Origin of the sequence: Paenibacillus barengoltzii NBRC 101215 (genome assembly GCF_004000745.1) — a bacterium.
Classification (GTDB): Bacteria; Bacillota; Bacilli; order Paenibacillales; family Paenibacillaceae; genus Fontibacillus; species Fontibacillus barengoltzii.
The window spans coordinates 46,073-62,675 of the sequence record NZ_BILV01000020.1; the positions used below are offsets into that span (position 1 = coordinate 46,073).

General features: G+C 49.4%; 18 protein-coding genes and 1 tRNA gene. 3 read left to right on the forward strand and 16 right to left on the reverse strand.

Annotated elements, in window-relative coordinates:
* Window positions 1-19: 19 nt before the first annotated feature.
* The 4 genes from PBA01S_RS07985 to PBA01S_RS08000 form a co-directional block, all read right to left on the reverse strand.
* Window positions 20-110: transfer RNA gene (locus tag PBA01S_RS07985), tRNA-Ser, on the reverse strand.
* 70 nt (window positions 111-180) lie between these two features.
* Entirely contained in the window at window positions 181-423 is a 243-nt protein-coding gene (locus PBA01S_RS07990; RefSeq protein WP_016314575.1) for a DUF951 domain-containing protein, read from the reverse strand.
* Window positions 424-490: 67 nt separating this feature from the next.
* Window positions 491-1,369, reverse strand: coding sequence for a mechanosensitive ion channel family protein (locus PBA01S_RS07995; RefSeq protein WP_036701091.1), 879 nt, complete (start codon window positions 1,367-1,369; stop codon window positions 491-493).
* A 61-nt stretch (window positions 1,370-1,430) separates the two neighbouring features.
* On the reverse strand, window positions 1,431-1,664 hold the full coding sequence (locus tag PBA01S_RS08000) for a putative Se/S carrier protein (RefSeq protein WP_036626237.1): 234 nt from the start codon (window positions 1,662-1,664) through the stop codon (window positions 1,431-1,433).
* Between the two features lie 150 nt (window positions 1,665-1,814).
* Here PBA01S_RS08000 and yyaC point away from each other — a divergent pair, with 150 nt between their 5' ends.
* Window positions 1,815-2,423, forward strand: coding sequence for a spore protease YyaC (yyaC, locus tag PBA01S_RS08005; RefSeq protein ID WP_016314578.1), 609 nt, complete (start codon window positions 1,815-1,817; stop codon window positions 2,421-2,423).
* Here the strand turns inward: yyaC and PBA01S_RS08010 are convergent.
* The 12 genes from PBA01S_RS08010 to rpmH all read right to left on the reverse strand — a co-directional run bounded on the left by PBA01S_RS08010 (window position 2,395) and on the right by rpmH (window position 14,469).
* A complete protein-coding gene (locus PBA01S_RS08010) occupies window positions 2,395-2,895 on the reverse strand; it encodes a DUF4446 family protein (RefSeq protein ID WP_016314579.1) in 501 nt (166 codons plus the stop codon). The two genes, yyaC and PBA01S_RS08010, sit on opposite strands and share 29 nt — an antisense overlap.
* A gap of 28 nt (window positions 2,896-2,923) precedes the next feature.
* A complete protein-coding gene (locus tag PBA01S_RS08015) occupies window positions 2,924-4,087 on the reverse strand; it encodes an aminotransferase class V-fold PLP-dependent enzyme (protein ID WP_085169962.1) in 1,164 nt (387 codons plus the stop codon).
* 151 nt (window positions 4,088-4,238) lie between these two features.
* Window positions 4,239-5,084: a ParB/RepB/Spo0J family partition protein gene (locus PBA01S_RS08020; RefSeq protein ID WP_016314581.1), complete on the reverse strand. Its 846-nt coding sequence runs from the start codon at window positions 5,082-5,084 to the stop codon at window positions 4,239-4,241.
* Window positions 5,077-5,838, reverse strand: a complete 762-nt coding sequence (locus tag PBA01S_RS08025) for a ParA family protein (RefSeq protein WP_016314582.1) — start codon at window positions 5,836-5,838, stop codon at window positions 5,077-5,079. Before PBA01S_RS08025 ends, PBA01S_RS08020 begins: the two co-directional genes overlap by 8 nt.
* Before the next feature lie 280 nt (window positions 5,839-6,118).
* Window positions 6,119-6,943, reverse strand: a complete 825-nt coding sequence (noc, locus tag PBA01S_RS08030) for a nucleoid occlusion protein (RefSeq protein WP_127575748.1) — start codon at window positions 6,941-6,943, stop codon at window positions 6,119-6,121.
* Window positions 6,944-7,257: 314 nt separating this feature from the next.
* Complete coding sequence (gene rsmG, locus PBA01S_RS08035; protein ID WP_016314584.1) at window positions 7,258-7,980, reverse strand: 16S rRNA (guanine(527)-N(7))-methyltransferase RsmG; 723 nt, start codon at window positions 7,978-7,980, stop codon at window positions 7,258-7,260.
* Between the two features lie 3 nt (window positions 7,981-7,983).
* Window positions 7,984-9,870 (reverse strand): tRNA uridine-5-carboxymethylaminomethyl(34) synthesis enzyme MnmG, encoded by a 1,887-nt coding sequence (gene mnmG, locus PBA01S_RS08040; RefSeq protein ID WP_127575749.1) that lies wholly within the window; start codon window positions 9,868-9,870, stop codon window positions 7,984-7,986.
* Window positions 9,871-9,959: 89 nt separating this feature from the next.
* Window positions 9,960-11,339, reverse strand: a complete 1,380-nt coding sequence (gene mnmE, locus PBA01S_RS08045) for a tRNA uridine-5-carboxymethylaminomethyl(34) synthesis GTPase MnmE (RefSeq protein ID WP_127575750.1) — start codon at window positions 11,337-11,339, stop codon at window positions 9,960-9,962.
* A 794-nt stretch (window positions 11,340-12,133) separates the two neighbouring features.
* Window positions 12,134-12,871 (reverse strand): RNA-binding cell elongation regulator Jag/EloR, encoded by a 738-nt coding sequence (jag, locus tag PBA01S_RS08050; RefSeq protein ID WP_028539974.1) that lies wholly within the window; start codon window positions 12,869-12,871, stop codon window positions 12,134-12,136.
* Complete coding sequence (locus PBA01S_RS08055; protein WP_028539975.1) at window positions 12,868-13,767, reverse strand: YidC/Oxa1 family membrane protein insertase; 900 nt, start codon at window positions 13,765-13,767, stop codon at window positions 12,868-12,870. The genes jag and PBA01S_RS08055 overlap by 4 nt, the downstream gene beginning before the upstream one ends.
* Window positions 13,768-13,842: 75 nt before the next feature.
* Window positions 13,843-14,193 (reverse strand): ribonuclease P protein component, encoded by a 351-nt coding sequence (gene rnpA / locus PBA01S_RS08060; protein WP_009223342.1) that lies wholly within the window; start codon window positions 14,191-14,193, stop codon window positions 13,843-13,845.
* Between the two features lie 141 nt (window positions 14,194-14,334).
* Window positions 14,335-14,469, reverse strand: a complete 135-nt coding sequence (rpmH, locus tag PBA01S_RS08065; protein ID WP_009223341.1) for a 50S ribosomal protein L34 — start codon at window positions 14,467-14,469, stop codon at window positions 14,335-14,337.
* Between the two features lie 381 nt (window positions 14,470-14,850).
* Here rpmH and gnd point away from each other — a divergent pair, with 381 nt between their 5' ends.
* Both gnd and PBA01S_RS08075 read left to right on the forward strand, forming a co-directional pair.
* The gene (gnd, locus tag PBA01S_RS08070) at window positions 14,851-15,750 is read left to right on the forward strand and encodes a phosphogluconate dehydrogenase (NAD(+)-dependent, decarboxylating) (protein ID WP_127575751.1); all 900 of its coding nucleotides are present in this window, start codon (window positions 14,851-14,853) and stop codon (window positions 15,748-15,750) included.
* Between the two features lie 128 nt (window positions 15,751-15,878).
* Window positions 15,879-16,550: a GntR family transcriptional regulator gene (locus PBA01S_RS08075; RefSeq protein WP_028540075.1), complete on the forward strand. Its 672-nt coding sequence runs from the start codon at window positions 15,879-15,881 to the stop codon at window positions 16,548-16,550.
* Window positions 16,551-16,603 lie beyond the last annotated feature (53 nt).

Here is a 16,603-nt window from a genome sequence, read left to right on the forward strand (position 1 = left end):
CATCTGTTGAGTTATTAAATGGCGGAGAGGGTGGGATTCGAACCCACGCACGCCTTGCGACGCCTAGTTGATTTCGAGTCAACCCCCTTGGGCCTCTTGGGTACCTCTCCACAGCAAGAATGATTGTACCATGAATTCATCCGAAATGCAATAGAGAGGATCCTTCATCTCATAAATTACTTATTCCCCAGAAGGTAATTGCTCATCCGACGCCATATTATCGGGTGTTGGAGCAGCGGACCGAAGCACCTTACGCATATTTTTCTCGAACTTGGCCCGAGGCACCAACACGCTGTGTTTGCAGCCAACGCATTTAATGCGGATATCCATGCCCATCCGAATAATTTCCATTTCATTGCTCCCGCAAGGATGGTTTTTCTTCATCTGTACGATATCGCCTAATTGAAAGGATTTCCGCTCCATCACACATTCCCCCGATCTATTCTTAAATTTTTAATTAAATCCCAATAAATTGAAGCGAACCTTAGATCTATGCACGCCCTCGCTGGTTCTCCATCTCTTCTTGCTCCAGGGCTTCTTTGGCATACGCCTGAATCTGGCGCTCCACTTCCGATCGAATGGCTGGCGCACACTCCACCGCAATTCGAATAACATATTCGCTCGAAGTTAACGACTGAATGCCCAGTACATTCGGAACTTGAGGGATCTCCTCCTGCTCTCCTTTCAGGCGCTGCATAGCCCTTTTCAGCAGCTCTACGCTGTCCTCCAGCTTCCTGGAGTTGCTAAACGGCAAGTCAACCACCGCTAATGCGGTCCCCACGGAATAGTTCGTTACGTTCGTTATCATTCCGTTCGGGATGATGTGAACCTCCCCCGTCCAGCTTACCAGCCGTGTGGAGCGCAGTCCAATCATCTCCACCGTTCCCTTCAGACTTCCGGTTTGAATGACGTCGCCGACAGCAAACTGATCCTCCAGAATGATAAAAAAGCCGGTAATTACATCCTTCACCATGCTTTGAGCACCAAAACCAATCGCCAAGCCAAGAACTCCGGCACCCGCCAGCAGCGGTGCCAGATCAAACCCAATCTCCCCCAACACTAACATAACCATAATAAAATTGCTGGTGATGGTGGTGACATTCTTGAGTAGTTCGCCAACGGTAACTAACCGTCGCGGGTTCATATGTAACCGGCTTTTCTCCCTCTTCTGCAACGATCGATCGATTATTCGAAATAAAATTCGAACAAACAATCGGGTAAGGACAAAAATTAAAATGATTTTAATCCCTGAAAAAAGCACATCCGTCCACATATCCATATCTGTAAACCAATTCCATAATTTATCCTTCCAAGTGGTCACCGTTTCGGCCGCATCCTGGATCACTTCCGATTCATTCGCCAGCAGCATATCTATCAATCCTTTGTGAGTTTCATCAATATATGAGATATGAGTCAAAAACTGCAATGCTCTAAAGCTTGATGCTATGATAGCTCATCCCGTCGTGGGAGTAAATCCCTCGAATCTCTACGGATTCCGAAGTGATGATTTGTTTCACCACGTCTAACGACATTTGCGGAAAACGAATCGATAACGCACATCCTGCCGTGATTTCTTTGGGGGTAGGAAACAAATCGATCTCTACCTCAGCGTACTCCAGCAGCATCTCTGCACGCAGTGCCTGCTGGGTTGAATCAAACGCCATCACCAACCATTCCTCTTCCACTCAGATTCCTCTCCTTTTTACTCATTAAGACTTTGGTACGAGTATATAATACGCATTTCTTCCATATACTATCTACTAAATCTTTAAAGTGCGGATACGCACTTGATCTTCAGCGGAAAGGAAGATTCCATGTCACAGATTCAACCGACCATTCCAGGACAAGAAATTCCTTATTTAAAAATCCCTCATACCGAACCCGGCATTCATTCGGCCATCATTCACCGGTTGCTTCTGCATTTTGGACAGGTTACCCCAGGACAAGACATCGTTGTCGTCTGCATCGGGACCGATCGTTCCACCGGAGATTGCTTAGGCCCTCTGGTTGGCAGCGCGTTGGCAAAGTATCGCTGCCCATACTTTCACCTCTACGGTACTCTCGATGAGCCTGTACATGCTATGAATCTAAAAGAAACGTTAGATGAAATCCACGCACGATTCCCTGACCCTTATATCATCAGCATAGACGCCTGCCTCGGTCAAACATCCAGCGTTGGATCGATTCAAGTAGTGCAAGGCCCCCTCCGTCCTGGCGCAGGGGTAAATAAAGAATTACCGCCGGTCGGCGATATCCATCTTACGGGCATCGTCAATGTCGGCGGCTTCATGGAATACTTTGTTTTGCAGAACACACGTCTCAGTCTAGTTATGCGTCTTTCAGAAATTATATCAAAATGCTTGTATACCGCGATCAAAGAGTGGACTCAGGGTTCTATTTCTTTAGCCCGGCAAGAGCTATAGCTTCCCGTTCTTCCGGAGAGAGCGCATGCGGTGACTCCCCTTTTTCCAAGCCCTTAGCATATACAAATGAACCATCGCGGTTGTACAGGCCCGTTAGGACTACGCCATCTTGCTGATCATTAATGATCGCAATGGAGAAGCTCAAGTCGTTCCCCTTTTCACCGAAAGCATTGTAGCGTTTGATTCCGATTTTTGATTTTTGCATAGGCATCCACTTTTGAATTTGTGTGAGTTGCTGCTTCTGTTCTTCCTGGACATCTTCGATTTTGTCCTGCTGCATTTTTAAATCGATGAGCAAGGTCTCCAGGTCTTGTACGCCGGCACCTTTCATCATCAGTTCGTATCTTCGTTTCATCTTACGAAGCTTACTTCCCTGAATCAAATTCCAGATCAACATCCAAAGGATCAGGAGAACGAAACCTCCAACGATCCAGACTAGTTGCTCAAAGATGAGATCATTCCATTCCCGCATGCGACTTTCTACTCCTCTGTGCTTGAGATCAGTTCATCAACTTATGAATTGCATCCACTAACTTCTGAAGATCTGCCTCGGTCGTCAGATAACCTACACTGGCGCGAACGGCTCCGCCTTCCAGTGTGCCGGCCGTTTGATGGCCTAACGGCGTGCAGTGATATCCTGCACGAACTGCGATGCCATATTCCCGATCCAGCACAAAGGCGACCTCCGAGGCATCTCGTCCTTCGATTGTAAACGATACGATACCCGTTCGAGGCTGACCGATCTCTGGACCGATCAGACGAACACCAGGAACCTCATACAGTTCCTTCATTAAAAATTGGGTTAACTCCCACTCGTGACGATGAATCTGCTCCACACCACGTTCCAGCACGGTTTCCACGCCAGCACCTAACCCGGCAATCCCGGGCGTATTCACCGTGCCAGCTTCATACCGGTCAGGACGTACCGACGGCTGTTCAAGTTCTTCGGATTGACTGCCTGTTCCCCCATGCATTAGCGGTTCTAGATCAAGATCCGAGCGGATGTATAATCCCCCAGTCCCCTGTGGACCAAGCAACCCTTTATGCCCTGGAAAGGCAAGCAAGTCAATCCCCATTTCCTGAACATTCACCGGATAGCACCCTGCCGTTTGCGCAGCATCCACCAATAAAATCGCTCCGTGTGCATGAGCTATCTGGCTTAAAGCTTGAACCGGTAAAATACATCCCAACAAGTTCGAACTATGAGAGCATACAAGTAAACGTGTGTGAGGGCGAAAAAGTTTCTCCACCTGCTCCAAATCTAATCGACCGTAAGCATCCACCTCAGCATAATCTACTTCGATGCCTGAAGTCCGCTTCAAAAACTCAAGAGGACGTCTTACCGAATTATGTTCAACGGTGGTCGCCACCACATGATCCCCTGGTTTTAGCCATCCTTTAATGGCTAAGTTCAAAGCCGAAGTTGTGCTGGAGGTTAACACAATATCATTGGGATTGGAGACTCCAAATAGCTGGGCCAGCTTGACACGCGTTTTGTACAACACCCTTCCTGCTTGGAGCGCCATCCCATGATTCCCTCGTCCTGCATTAGCAGCTGGTCCGTTTAGTATTTCCAACATCACTTCTCCTACCCTAGGAGGTTTTGGCCAAGATGTCGCCGCATGATCCAAATAGATAATGGATTTTCCCTCACGCAAACACATTCCCTCCTTAGGATATTGGTGTAAGTTTGGATTAGAGTTTCAACCTCACCATTCATTCCAGTTCAATCGAATGCCAGACCAAGAAATGACATACCCTCCTTCTGTAGCCCCCACTTTAGGAGCTATCCAAAAGTTGGATATGTCATTTCATTTATCCCGAAGTTAACATATCGAGCAGCCGTTGCAGATCCTGTTGGCTGTAATAGTTAATTTCGATTTTCCCTTTATCTTTATTCGCTTTAATTTTGACTGTCGTCTTGTACCGTTCACGCAGACTCTCTTCCACTTCTTCGATATAAGGGTCCCGTTTCTTTCCAGCCGGTTTTGGTTTTTCCTGCTTTTTGCGATCCAGTTGTTGCACCGCATTCTCCAGATCACGAACGCTCCATTCATGATCGATACATTGCTGAGCCAACTGCTTAATTATGTCTGGATCCTTCAACCCAACCAAAGCTCGGGCATGTCCCATCGATAATGTTCCACGTGAAACATATTCCTTCACTTCGTCCGGCAAGGAAAGCAATCGCAAAAAGTTCGCGATATGAGAACGAGACTTTCCTACCTTCAACGAAAGCTCTTCCTGTGTGAGCTGGAATTGATCCATCAGCCCTTGGTACGCTACCGCCACTTCCATCGCGTTCAAATTTTCACGCTGCAGGTTCTCGATTAGCGCAATTTCCATAACCTGTTGGTCTGAAAAACTCCGAACAACCGCCGGGATGGTTGTATTACCGCAATATTGTGAAGCACGGAACCGGCGCTCCCCTGCGATAATTTCATAACCTTTAAGTACGCTGCGTACAATAATTGGCTGAATAACCCCATGTTGCCGAATCGATTCGGCCAATTCCCGTATAGCCTCCTCATCAAAGGTCTTGCGTGGTTGATACGGGTTGGCACGTAGTTGGTTAAGTGGGATCTCTATAACCTTATCATCTTCCTGAATAGACAGTGCCGGGATCAGAGCATCCAATCCTTTGCCCAATCGTTTACTCATAAGATACCACTTCCTTTGCCAACTCAAGATATACTTCCGCACCCTTCGAACGAGGGTCATACGTAATAATGGATTGACCATGGGACGGCGCTTCACTTAAACGCACATTACGTGGAATCACAGTTTTATAAACCTTCTGCTGGAAGTACTTCTTAACCTCTTCAATGACTTGAATACCCAGATTTGTCCGGGCATCAAACATCGTTAGTAAGACCCCTTCGATTTGCAGCGAAGTATTTAAATGCTTTTGAACCAATCTCACCGTGTTTAATAGTTGGCTAAGTCCTTCCAAAGCGTAATATTCGCACTGAATAGGAATGAGAACGGAATCAGCGGCGGTCAAGGAGTTAATGGTAAGAATTCCTAGCGAAGGCGGGCAATCAATCAAAATATAATCGTATAAGTTCCGAATCGGTTGTAACGATTTCTTAAGTCTGACTTCGCGCGAAATGGTGGGAACCAATTCGATTTCAGCCCCAGCGAGTTGAATCGTAGCCGGGATGATATGCAAATTTTCAATCTCCGTATGTTCAATTGCATCTTTTGGATGAACCTCGTTAATGAGTACATCATAAATGCAATTCGCAACATCCGCTTTATTAATGCCAACACCACTTGTCGTATTCCCTTGGGGGTCAATATCGATCAGCAGTACTTTCTTTCCGATGGCAGCTAATCCCGCTCCCAAATTGACAGAAGTCGTCGTCTTACCGACGCCCCCTTTTTGGTTCGCTATGGCGATGATTTTAGACAATCCAGTTCACCTCAATATAATAGAAGAATCTCTTTGTAGTACTCATGTACGCATTCTAGGCTGCAGCTACAAAAAGACCTATAGCAATGCGTGGTGAATACACCTGCCGGTCGATATCGAGAGATGAGCAGCTATGAACCGATATATCCACCCCATGTACATAAGGATAATCATTATCCACATGTCCATAGATAGTTCAGCAATCGCATGTTCACAACTATTCAAGAAAGACCGAAAAAGAAGCTGACCAGAACCTCGCGGTTAGGGTCAGCGAGCGAGTTTATGAACGTTTCGGGATCTGAATCACAATTTCATAATGATCCTCATGATCCTTCTCTTCCGTTTTAATTTGCAAACCCGAACCTGTAACCATATCAATCGACTGGCGAATCGTATTAAGAGCCAATCGAACATCCTTAGTAAAGGAGATTCGTCTCGAAGGAGACTTTTTGTTATTAGCTACTTCCTTATAAAAGGCAATGCGGGCTTCTGTCTGTTTTACATTCAGCTCTTTGCTGATGATTTCACCCAACACCTTCAGCTGCAGCTCTTCCGAGTCCAAGGATAACAAAGCACGCGCATGACGCTCTGTAATCTTCCGTTCCATCAGCGCATTCTTTACCTCATCTGGAAGCTGAAGCAGCCTGATCTTATTGGCGATCGTGGATTGGCTCTTCCCAAGACGTTGAGCCAAGCTCTCTTGCGTCAATTGATGCAAATCGATCAAGTTTTGGTAAGCCATCGCCTCCTCAATCGAAGTCAGCCCTTCCCGTTGGAGGTTCTCGATCAAAGCAATAGACGCGGCTTGCGAATCATTGAAATCGCGCAAGATCGCAGGAATGGACTCGAGGCCCAGCTTTTTGACGGCACGCCAACGACGCTCTCCGGCAATGATCTCATACTTATCATTCCGATACCGTACGACAATTGGTTGAATCACGCCATGAGTACGGATCGTTTGGCAGAGTTCATCGATTTTCTCGTCGTCAAAGATCGTCCGCGGCTGATAAGGACTGCCGACAATTTCCCCCACCGGAATTTGTCTCACTTCATCTCCGCTATTTCGTTCGGTTAGCCCAAACAATTTAGAAAATTGTTCTTTCATTCCGTCGATTACCACCTAATTTCAAAGTGACATAAGGCTAAGCCTTACGGATCATCCCCGTTGGATGACATTGCTCTAAACGAAATGCACGTTCGTTAAGGGTTTGTCCACCAAATGAACCGTGGCTTCAAAACGTCCATCCAACCCTCAACCAACCCGATATATCTATTCTACCACTTTTTCCTCTATAATCCTATTCTCTAATTTAGAGAAGTTATAGAAAAGAGATAGGATAAGCGTGCAAACGGACAAAAAGCCCCCTTAGCGATGTTTCACGTGGAACATTTTGCTAAGGGGGATACCTCTATAATCGTTTAAACCAACGGTGTTTTCGCTGGTATTCCTGCTTTTCGCGGATATTTCTTTGGCGTAGGAGACGTTTTTTGGATCAGCACCAAATGACGTTCGGAGTTCTCCAATGGAAGAGAAAATGCCGGCGTGCTGACCCATTTCCCTTTCAGCTCGGATAAACTTCGGGCCGCTTCCTTCACTTCATCCTCTGGATTACTCCCCTTCATCGCCACGAATAAGCCGCCGGGTTTCGCAAATGGTAAACAGAACTCGTTAAGAATCGCCATACGAGCCACCGCTCGGGCGGTAACCAAATCGAAGGCATCACGAAGGTTTTCCTGGCGTCCTAAATCTTCTGCACGTCCATGAAGCAGACGCACCTGGGACAACCCTAATTCATCCACCACATGCTGCAAGAACTGAATCCGTTTGTTTAACGAATCTACGATCGTGAGCTGTAGATGCGGAAAACAAATTTTTAGAGGAATGCCGGGAAACCCGGCGCCAGATCCGATATCCGCCATGGATTCGATCTCCCCCATCGGGACATGAAAAGCCAGGCTAATCGAATCATAAAAATGCTTGATATAGACCTGATCCCGTTCGGTGATCCCGGTGAGGTTCATTTTTTCATTCCAGGAAACTAGTTCTTCATAATAACGTTCAAATTGCTTGAGCTGCTCCTCCGACACCGCAATGCCATGTTCCTGGAGCAGCGAGCAAAACTGGGCTTGTATCGAATCCAATAGTTACCCTCCCGCAGCCGTGACCCGGTTATAATGCTCTAAATACACCAACAAAATGGAAATGTCCGCAGGCGTAACCCCTGAAATCCGCGAAGCTTGCCCAATGGAGATCGGGCGAATTTTGGACAGCTTTTGCCGCGCCTCGATGGCCAGGCCTTGAATATCGTCATAGTTGATATTTTCAGGGATCTTTTTCTTTTCCATTTTTTGTAATCTTTCAACGTGGATCAATTGCTTCTCGATATAACCGGCATACTTGATTTGGATCTCAACCTGCTCCTGCATTTCCTCATCCAGCTCAACCTCTGATGGAGAAATCGAAGCGATATGCGTATACGTCACTTCCGGACGGCGCAAAATCGTCAGCAAATTGCTTCCGTCTTGAATGGGGGCAGAACCAATCGACTCCAGTAGCGGATTGATTTCAGACGGGCGAATCTTTGTCGCCTTCAACCGTTCAATCTCCTGCTCGACCTTCTGCTTCTTATCCAAAAACCGAGCATACCGCTCTTCCGAAATCAATCCAATTTCATAACCTAGCGGCGTCAAACGCAAATCGGCGTTATCGTGGCGGAGCAGCAACCGATATTCTGCCCGTGAAGTCAGCAAACGGTATGGCTCATTGGTTCCCTTGGTCACCAAATCATCGATCAACACGCCAATGTAGCCTTGCGAACGATCAAGCACAATCGGCTCCTTGCCTTGCACCTTGCGCGCAGCATTAATCCCGGCCATGATGCCTTGTCCCGCCGCTTCCTCATAACCGGACGTACCGTTGATTTGCCCCGCCGTGAACAACCCCGGCAATCGCTTCGTCTCCAGCGAAGGCCACAGCTGCGTTGGCACTACCGCATCATATTCAATCGCATAACCGGTCCGCATCATTTGCACATTTTGCAAGCCAGGAACCGAACGCAGCATCTGCAGTTGAACTTCTTCCGGCATGCTGGTGGAGAAGCCTTGTACGTAGTATTCCGACGTGTTTTTGCCTTCCGGCTCCAGGAATATCTGATGCTTTGGCTTATCGCTGAAACGTACGATTTTGTCCTCGATGGAAGGACAGTAGCGAGGCCCTGTGCCTTCAATAACCCCTGAGAACATCGGTGCGCGATGCAAGTTATCTGTAACAATTTTGTGAGTTTCCTCGGAAGTATACGTCAGCCAGCAGGGCAGTTGTTCATTGTCCGAACTTTTAGTCTCATAGGAAAAAAACTTCGGCTTCTCATCCCCCGGCTGAATCTCGGTTTGCGAGAAATCAATCGAATCCTTATGCACCCGCGGCGGCGTCCCTGTCTTGAAGCGAACGAGCTCAAAGCCCAAGTCCTTCAAGTTTTGCGCCAAATGTACTGAAGGTTGCTGATTGTTTGGACCACTTTCGTACATCAGCTCGCCCATAATGATTTTCCCGCGCAAATACGTACCGGTCGTCAGTACTACCGCTTTCGCACGATACTCTGCGCCGGTCTTCGTAATGACGCCCACACACTGGCCGTCCTCCACGATGAGCTCCTCGACCATCCCTTGGAGCATCGTGAGATTAGGCTCCTTCTCCAACGTTTCCTTCATCGCGTGCTGATACAAGAATTTATCCGCCTGCGCGCGCAGCGCATGAACGGCCGGGCCTTTCCCGGTATTAAGCATCCGCATTTGGATGAACGTCTTGTCAATGTTACGGCCCATTTCGCCGCCCAAGGCATCAATTTCACGGACGACGTGGCCTTTAGCCGGACCTCCAATCGAAGGATTGCACGGCATAAAAGCAACCATATCTAAATTGATCGTGACCATCAGCGTCCGACAGCCCATCCGCGCTGCAGCCAAAGCCGCCTCACAGCCTGCATGCCCCGCACCGACCACGATCACCTCATAATTTCCGGCAGCGTAACCCATCTATCGTCAACCTCCTTTACCTTGCACCATTCAAAACGCTATCCGTATCATCATACCATGAACAGGCGCTGCTGATACGAAAGACCTCTTTATTTCCCCAAACAAAATTGCGAAAAAATCTGATCAATCAACGCATCCGGAGCCGAATCCCCAATCACTTCACCTAATTGCTCCCACGCCAGCCGAACATCGATCTGCAAAATATCGATCGGAATGCCGCTGTCCGCCGCTTCATAGGCATCTGCCAGCGATTGCTTGGCCTTCTTCAGCAAAGCGATATGCCGCACGTTGCTGACATACGTTAAATCATTGGACTCCAGCTCCCCGCCAAAGAACATCCGGGCAATGGCGTCCTCCAGATGATCCAGCCCTTCCTCCGTTTTGACCGACAATTCGACGATCGATTCCTCGGAAAAATAACGCCGGACCACCTCCCGATCCAACTGCTGCGGTAAATCAATCTTATTTAAAAGCACGATCGTGGACCGCCCCTGCAGTTGCTCCATTAAGGCAATCTCGTCCTCATGCAGCGCTTCGGCGCTGTTGAGCACGAGCAGGATCAGGTCCGCTTCGCTCACCGCCGCTTTGGAGCGCTCCACGCCGATCTGCTCAACGACGTCCATCGTCTCGCGGATCCCCGCCGTGTCGAGCAGCTTCAGCGGAATATTATTGATCGTCACATATTCTTCGATCACGTCCCGGGTTGTGCCCGGGATGTCAGTGACGATCGCTTTATTTTCGCGCGCCAGGGCGTTCATGAGCGAGGATTTGCCGACATTCGGGCGGCCGACGATCGCCGTCGTAATCCCCTCGCGCAGAATCTTGCCCTGGTTCGCCGTCTTCAGCAGCGCGTCGATGCCTTCCGACACCTCCGCGCACTTCTCCTTGATAAACGCCATCGTCATCGATTCCACGTCATGCTCCGGATAATCGATGTTCACCTCAATATGCGCCAACGTCTCAATTAACGTGTGCCGCAGCTTGCTGATTTGGCGCGACAGCTGGCCTTCGACCTGCTTCAGCGCCACGGAGAACGCCCGATCCGACTTGGATCGGATCAGGTCGATGACCGCCTCCGCCTGCGACAGGTCGATCCGCCCGTTCAGGAACGCGCGCTTCGTGAACTCGCCCGGCTCGGCGAGGCGAATCCCGCGTTGCTGGAGCAGCAGGTCCATCACGCGCTTAACAGAGATGATCCCGCCGTGCGTACTAATCTCCACCACATCTTCCGTGGTGAAGGAGCGCGGCGCGCGAAAGACGCTGACGAGCACCTCTTCGAGCTTCTCGCCCGTCGCCGGGTCCACGATAAAGCCATAGTGTACCGTATGGCTTTCCGCCTCCGGCAGCGCCGTCTTGGAGCGGAATAGCCCCCCCACTTGGGAGATCGCCTCCGGCCCGCTAACGCGAATCACGGCGATGCCGCTTTCGCCCACCGCCGTCGATATCGCAGCAATTGTATCACTAAGCATGGGTTTCACCTCGCTAGTAGTTTTGTTATATAAGAAAGTTCGTAATTGTAACAGCTCCGCGCTGGTCTTTCCATTGTATCCCCTCGGGTTCCACTCAAACCTAAGCGCATCCCAAAGGAGACAACGTGACATTGCTCATAGTTCCTTCAAAACAGCGCAGTCTTTCTATTCTCCCCTTCGAAGCTTCCGCCCACATACCTCTGCAACGTGAGCGCATCTCCGCAGGAGACTACGCCTCCTTGCTCACAGTCCCTCCGAAACCATCGCCGTCTCTCCACGCTCCTCTTCGAAGCATCCGCCCTCATTATCCTGCTCTAACGTGAGCGTATCTCCGTAGGAGACAGCGCCTCCTTGCTCACAGTCCCTCCGAAAACACCGCCGTCTCTCCTCGCTCCCCTTCTAAGCATGAGCCCTCACAGCCAGCAGGAGCTCTAAAGTAGAGGTGGGCCCCGCAGGGGCGAAAAGTGACTTCAACCTCAACGTTCCTCGGGTGAGCTGAAAGCAGCAGTTTTGAGCAGCACGGTTTTCCAGGTAGCCCAGGTGCTCCCCAAGTAAGACGTACCCCGAAGGGGGGAAAGCGTTCCTTGCACCAACATAGAGCGCATCCCCGAAGGGGACAGCGAGCAGGAGCGCCTCTTGACCTCCTACGTTCTTCCCCTTTGCGGGAGACCAGAGGGCCGCAGGCCCTCGGGCGCCCTCCCTTACGGTAAGGGAGGGGTGGGGAGGGTTGAGTCCACCCTAAAAAAAATGACGCTTCCCCAGCTTACGCCGAGCAAACGTCACCTGCGTCTCATTCATTTGCTGTGCTTCAGAGTAATAACGACCCTCCGGTTGGGCTCTTCACCTTTACTATAAGTTTTGACCTCCGGGTGATCCTGAAGTTTGGAATGAATCACTTTGCGCTCCTGCGGCGACATCGGCTCGAGCGTAACCTCTTTACGCGTTCGAACGACCCGTCCGGCCAATCTGACGGCAAGGTCCTCCAGCGTCTTCTTCCGGCGCTCCCGGAAGTTCTCCGCGTCGAGGACGATGCGAATAAAGCTGTCCGAATAACGGTTAGCGATGATATTCGCCAAATATTGCAGAGCGTCGAGGGTTTGCCCTCTGCGCCCAATCATTAAACCTAAATCCTGGCCCGAAATGTTAAGCACGGTATGGTCTTTGCTATGGGAGATTTCGACTTTGACATCCAAGCCCATATTCTCCCCGACTTCCCGAATGAATGACGCCGCCTCCGCATAGGGATCCTTCTCGCTGCCCGTACTCTTCTCCTCCACCACGGAAGCAGATGAGTGAGACATCGAAGGGGTCCTATTTGAGGAAGGTACTGATGCAGGTTCAGGTGCAGGTGTAGGTGGTTCAAGCAAAGTCAGCTCAACCTTCGCTTCCCTCACCCCAATCAGCCCCAGGAATCCTTTTGACGGCTGCTCTAACACGTTCACGGCGACTTTATCCTCGGTGGTGCCGAGCTTGGCCAATCCTTGTTTAACAGCATCTTCAATGGTTTTTCCCGACGTCACAATTTTATTCATTTCGATTTTTTGGCCTCCTTGGCACCCCTACCGGGATGACCGGCTTTTAGATTGGAGCCGCCCCGCTTCTTCCCTGACCCGGAAGAAGAACCGTTGCCTCCGCCTGCCGTAGCGGCAGCTGCGGACAAAGCTGGATCTTTCTTGCGGTAGATAAAGTAGTTTTGCGCGATCGTATACAGGTTACTGAAGATCCAGTACAACGGCAACGCAGCGGCGAAATTGTACGCCATCACAAAAATCAAAATCGGATAGACCCACATCATAAACGCCATTGGGCCTTGCATCCCTTGCGGGTTCATGCTCGACATCATCTTCGTTTGAATAAACGTCGTAATCGCAGCGATCGCCGGCAGGATGAATAATTTATCAGGCTCTCCAAGTTGCAACCATAAGAAGGAATGATCTCGGATCGCCGAGTTGTAGTAAATTGAGTTATACAGCGCAATGAACACCGGCATTTGAATAAGCAACGGGAAGCAACCCGCCATCGGATTCACCTTGTGTTCTTGGAAGAGCTTCATTGTCTCCTGTTGCTGTTTCTCCGGATTATCCTTATATTGCTCCCGGATTTTCTGGAGCTGCGGCTGAATGGCCTGCATTGCTTTGGAGCTCTTCACTTGCTTTAAGGTCAGCGGCAGAATCAAGGTCCGCACAATCAGCACCATAATCAGAATCGCTATCCCATAAGCGCCGTTAAACCATTCTGCAAACGTATCCAACGCGAGCGAGAAATAGTAAACCACATTGGAAGTCCACCATGATCCACTTGTCCTCATATCAGCCGTCGTGGTTGCCTGATGTGCATTCGAAGGCGCACAGCCTGCGAGAACCGCCACCATCACGGCCGCCAGAAGGAGAAGAAGCCATCTTCTTCGGTTAGTCATCAATCGCGACACTTCAAAACCCCTCTCTTAACCTATCCATTCAACGTAAATCATAACATATTTGAAGAGACAAAGAAACAAGCCTGCCTAACGCCCGGAATCCCGCAGCAGCGAAGCTTTCCGAAGCACATGGAGCACGCTTTTTTCGAGGTCCTTATATTCCATTCCGACAGCCCCGTTCCGCACGATCAAGATCAGGTCGACATGGTCGCGAATCTCGGCTTCATGCAGCCGGACGATCTCCTTCAGCATTCGCCGCATCCGGTTGCGAACGACGGCATTTCCGATTTTTTTACTAGCCGAAACCCCTAGCCGAAAACGTTCAATCTCCGGTTTATTCGACCAATACACCACCAGTTGGCGATTCGCAAAGGATTTGCCAAACCGGTAGATCCGATTAAAATCGGCGCGGTTTCTCAAACGAAGTTGTTTATGCACGAGCTATCTCCTTGATTCAAACTTCTACTTCGAGGTGGTTCAAAAGTCAGTTATCTAAATAGTATAGACCAAATTGCCGTAATGATCGCACAAGGCACTAATATAAAAAAAAAGACCACCGCGGTGGTCCTTACGCACGCTTTACGCACTCAGTACTTTTCTGCCTTTGAGACGACGAGCAGCGAGAACCTTGCGGCCGTTTTTCGTGCTCATTCTTTTACGGAATCCGTGAACCTTTTTACGTTTGCTCACATTCGGTTTGAAAGTTGGTTTCATCTATCGCACCCCCTTACAGGAATATCATCATTATCTTTATGTTACCCATTTTCATATCCACAGAAAATGCCTTCATACATTTAACCACAACGCCTGGGAAAAGTCAACCGAACTTCCCCTTCCTCCCTTTTTCTTTTCCGTTATACACAATCCACAGCTTTCGTTTTTGAACTTCAATCCGCACAGTTTTCCACAGGCCTGACCGAGATTCTTTTCGAATAGAAGTTATTCACATGTGGAAAAGTATTTTCATCATTAATCCTTCAAGTACTCGCCAAAACGCTTTCATAATTATGGTTTACAGCCGAATCGAATCGGAGTATATTCAAATTGTAAGTTGTATACAAGTATACAAAAAGAGAATTGCGAGGTGTTTTATAGATGAAATTAGGTATGGTTGGGCTTGGAAAAATGGGCTTCCATCTCGTTCTAAACCTGCTGGAGCATGGACATAACGTCGTGGCCTACGATATGAATTCCCAGTCCGTAGCAAACGCCGCTGAGAAAGGCGCGGTTCCCGCCGCCAGTCTGGAGGAGCTCGTAAAATCATTAGAAGCACCGCGGGTCGTTTGGGTGATGGTACCAGCCGGTGCCCCGCTGCAATCGGTTATGGACCAATTAACACCGTTGCTAGATGCAGGCGACGTTGTTATCGACGGAGGGAATTCACATTATAAAAATTCGCTGGAACTTGCTCAGCAACTGGCGGAGCACGGGATTCGCTTCCTGGATGTTGGAACTTCCGGCGGTGTAGAAGGTGCGCACCAAGGCGGCTGCTTTATGATTGGCGGCGAGCAAGAAGCCTTCCGTCTGGTTGAGCCGGTCTTCCAAGACATCGCTGTAACCGGAGGTTATCTGTATACAGGACCATCCGGCAGCGGTCATTTCCTCAAAATGGTTCATAACGGGATTGAGTACGGCATGATGCAAGCGATCGCCGAAGGCTTCGAACTGCTGGACAAAAGCCAGTACAACTACGATTTCGAGCAAGTCGCCCGGGTATGGTCGAACGGTTCGGTGATCCGTAGTTGGTTGATGGAACTGACGCAGAGTGCTTTTGCCAAGGATCCGAAACTGGAAGGCATTCGCGGTGTGATGCACTCCTCCGGTGAAGGCAAATGGACAGTGGAAACCGCACTGGATTTGCAAGCGAATGCGCCGGTGATCGCCATGTCCCTATTTATGCGTTATCGTTCACTCCAGGAGGACACTTTCCACGGCAAGGTTGTTGCAGCGCTGCGCAACGAATTTGGCGGCCACGCGGTCGAATCTGCGAAATAACTGCTGAAAAATTGCTGAAACCTAACGCGAGTTTCCCCCATCTTTACGATTTTCATGCTATGATCGAAGTATTTATAACTTCACGATCATTATGCGGGATCATATCCCTTAGATAGGAGAAATATCGCATGCAATACCCTTCTTCTTGGTTAAAAGGCAGCTCGCTGGGTGAGTCAATCGCCGCGGAGCTTCGCCTGCAGATCATTAGCGGTACGATCAAACCGGGCACCGTTCTGTCCGAGAACCGCATCGCCGCGGATTTCGGCACGAGCCGTTCCCCGGTTCGCGAAGCACTGAAAACGCTCTCTAATGAAGGGCTGATCAACCTTCAGCGCATGGGGGTGGTGGTAAACGGCCTCAGCCTGAAAGACGTCGACGAATTATACGATGTTCGTTATCTGATCGAAAGCTTCGCCTCGAAACAGGTGGCCGAGAATCCGGAAGCGCTGCTCGCCCCGCTCGCGCAAATCATCGACAAAATGGAGCTTGCCGGCAAACACCGGGATATCGCGGAATTTGCTTACCAGGATCTCTGCTTTCACGAAACGATTATCGCTGGCGCTAACCATACGCGTATCATGCATCTATGGACCAGCATCCGCCACATTGTCATGACGGTGATGCTGATTACAACGCGTGAGGTGTTGTCACAAGACGATGACAAAATTAACTATGTGATCGGCAAACATCGCAAGCTGCTGCAGGGATTGGAATCCCGTGACCCCGGGATTATCGCGCGAAACGTGGAAGAGTATTTCGCCGACTCTCACCGCACGCTGCATACGAGCCTTCCTCAATAGCTAACCGAAGCGGCCTATTGGCCCTTTGAACCGGCTTTGTTGTCGACAAGTAT